The 2440-nt window shown below is 66.3% G+C and carries 2 protein-coding genes; both read right to left on the reverse strand.

Translation table 11 applies throughout. The features are described from left to right. Nucleotides 1-2109: conjugal transfer protein TrbE (trbE, locus tag APY03_RS01355; RefSeq protein ID WP_232324123.1), on the reverse strand; the 2109-nt coding region annotated here is incomplete at its 3' end. Nucleotides 2110-2121: 12 nt separating this feature from the next. Beyond that, nucleotides 2122-2394, reverse strand: a complete 273-nt coding sequence (locus APY03_RS01360) for a VirB3 family type IV secretion system protein (RefSeq protein ID WP_046988731.1) — start codon at nt 2392-2394, stop codon at nt 2122-2124. Nucleotides 2395-2440 lie beyond the last annotated feature (46 nt).

The following is a 2440-nucleotide window of genomic DNA, read 5'->3' on the forward strand; positions in this document are numbered from 1 at the left end:
CGCCTGCGGGTTGGCGAGGAAAATGCGGCTCGCGCAGCTCTCGATGATCGCGGGCGCGATGCTCGATTCCTTGACGTCCGCGAGGCTCTGCGTGGAGAAGATGACGCTGACGTTCTTTTTCCTGAGCGTCTTGAGCCATTGCCGGATACGCGCGGCAAACACCGGGTCATCGAGGAACAGCCACGCTTCATCAAGGATCAGCAGCGTGGGCGCCCCGTCGAAGCGTTCATCGAAACGCGCAAAGAGGTAATGCAGCACGGCCATGACGGCGGCCTTGCTGTGCATCAGCTCCTCCATCTCGAAGCACTGCACGTTGGCCATGCCGAGCCGGTCATGGTCGGCGTCCAGCAGCTTGCCGTGGGCACCGCCGAGCACATAGGGCGACAGCGCCTGCCGCAGCGTGTTCGATTGCAGCAGCACGGAAAGCCCCGTCATCGTGCGCTGCTCCAACGGCGCACCGGCGAGGCTTCCCAACGCCGACCAGATAGCCGCCTTCTCGTCGGGGCCGACCGCCACGCCCTCATGCAGCAAGCGGCCTTCGATCCATTCGGCCGCCCAGGTGCGGTAGCCTTCGCGGTCGATGCGTGCCAATGGCTGGAAGGCGATTTCGCCATCCGTCCCGAGGTCGTAGTGCTCGCCGCCCAACCCGAGAACCGTGGCGCGCATCGAGCGGCCCATGTCGAACGCGAAGATGCGCGAGCCGCGATAGCGGCGGAACTGCATTGCCAGCGTGGCGAGAAAAACCGACTTGCCCATGCCGGTCGGCCCCGCGACCAGCGTGTGGCCCACGTCGCCGATGTGCGTGACCAGCCGGAACGGCGTCGCGCCATCGGTGCGAGTAACGATCAGCGGAGGGCCGTCGAGGTGGTCGTTCTTCTCCGGCCCGGCCCATACCGCCGACAGGGGCATCATGTGCGCCAGGTTCAGCGTCGAGACGATGGGCTGACGCACGTTGGCGTAGGCGTTGCCCGGAATGGACGACAGCCACGCATCCACGGCGTTGAGCGTTTCCGGGATGGTGATGAAGCCGCGTCCTTGAATGACACGCTCCACCATGCGCAGCTTCTCGTCGGCCACGGCCGGGTCGGCATCGAGCACCGTCACCGTGGCGGTGAAGTAGCCGAAGGCAACTTGATCGCTGCCCAGCTCCTGCAAGGCTGCGTCGGCGTCGGCCGCCTTGTTGCTGGCGTCGGTATCGACCAGCGGGCTTTCTTGCTGGAAGATCGTTTCGCGCAGGAGCGCGATGACGTTCTTGCGCTTGGCGAACCACTGGCGGCGCAGGCGTCCCAACTCCCGTTCCGCCTCGGCTTTGTCCAGGCAGAGAAAGCGCGTGCTCCAGCGGTAGGCAAAGCCGAGGCGGTTGAGGTCATCCAGAATCCCCGGCCAGGTCGAGGTCGGGAAGCCCCGCACCGACACCACGCGCAGGTGCTGGTCGCCCAGCATGGGCGCCAGCCCGCCGACCAGGGCGGAATCGGTCAGCAACGCATCGAGGTGGAACGGCACTTCGGGCACGCCGACGCGGTAGCGTCGCGTCGAGATGGTGGCGTGCAGGTAGGTCAACGTCTGGCTGTCATCGAGCCAGGCGATTTCCGGCATCACGCCATCGAGCAGGTCAAAGACGCGATCCGTCTCCGCGACGAAGGCTTGCAGCCGCTCGCGCCAGTCCACGCCATTCGTCGGCGTGTTCTCGTAGAGCATCTTGGCTGCACGGGCACGGGATTCTTCGGGCGGCAGGTACACCAGCGTCAGGTGATAGCCGCTCTCGAAGTGGCTGCCCGATTCCTCGAACGTGGCCCGGCGTTCTTCCTCCACGAGCCACGACAGCGGCTCGGGGAACTCCGAGTGCGGATAGTCGGCGGCAAGCCGGCGCTCGGCTTCGATGAACAGCGCCCAGCCCGAACCCATGCGGCGCAATGCGTTGTTCAATCGCGCTGACGTGGCAATCAGCTCGCCTTGCGTCGCGCTGTCGAGGTCAGGCCCGCGAAACCGGGCCGTGCGCTGGAAACTGCCGTCCTTGTTCAAGACGACGCCCGGCGCAACCAATCCAGCCCACGGCAGCCAGTCGGCGAGCAAGGCCGGGCGCTGGCGGTATTCGGCAAGGTTCAGCATGGCGGCGTCCCCTCACACGTCCAGCAGCGGGCGGTGCTTGATGTGCCGGGCGAACACGGCCATGAACTGCGGATCGACGCGCGCTCCCCACACCGCCAGCGAATGGCCGACGATCCAGAGCACCACACCCGGAATCCACAGTTGCAGGCCCAGCCCGACAGCGGCGGCCAGCGTGCCGTTGGCAATCGCCACGGTGCGCGGCGCACCGCCAAGCAGGATCGGCTCCGTGAGCGACCGATGCAGCGGCACCTCGAAGCCGTCCGCGAAGGTGTCGGGGGCACTCATACGACAGCCCCGCCGGAGAAGCTGAAGAACGACAGGAAGAAGCTCG

Source organism: Variovorax sp. WDL1, assembly GCF_001541225.1.
Lineage (GTDB): Bacteria > Pseudomonadota > Gammaproteobacteria > Burkholderiales > Burkholderiaceae_C > Variovorax.

Bases quoted from the DNA above. Each gene is read 5' to 3' on its own strand.
- APY03_RS01360 (WP_046988731.1), bottom strand. From the start codon at position 2,394: ATGAGTGCCCCCGACACCTTCGCGGACGGCTTCGAGGTGCCGCTGCAT.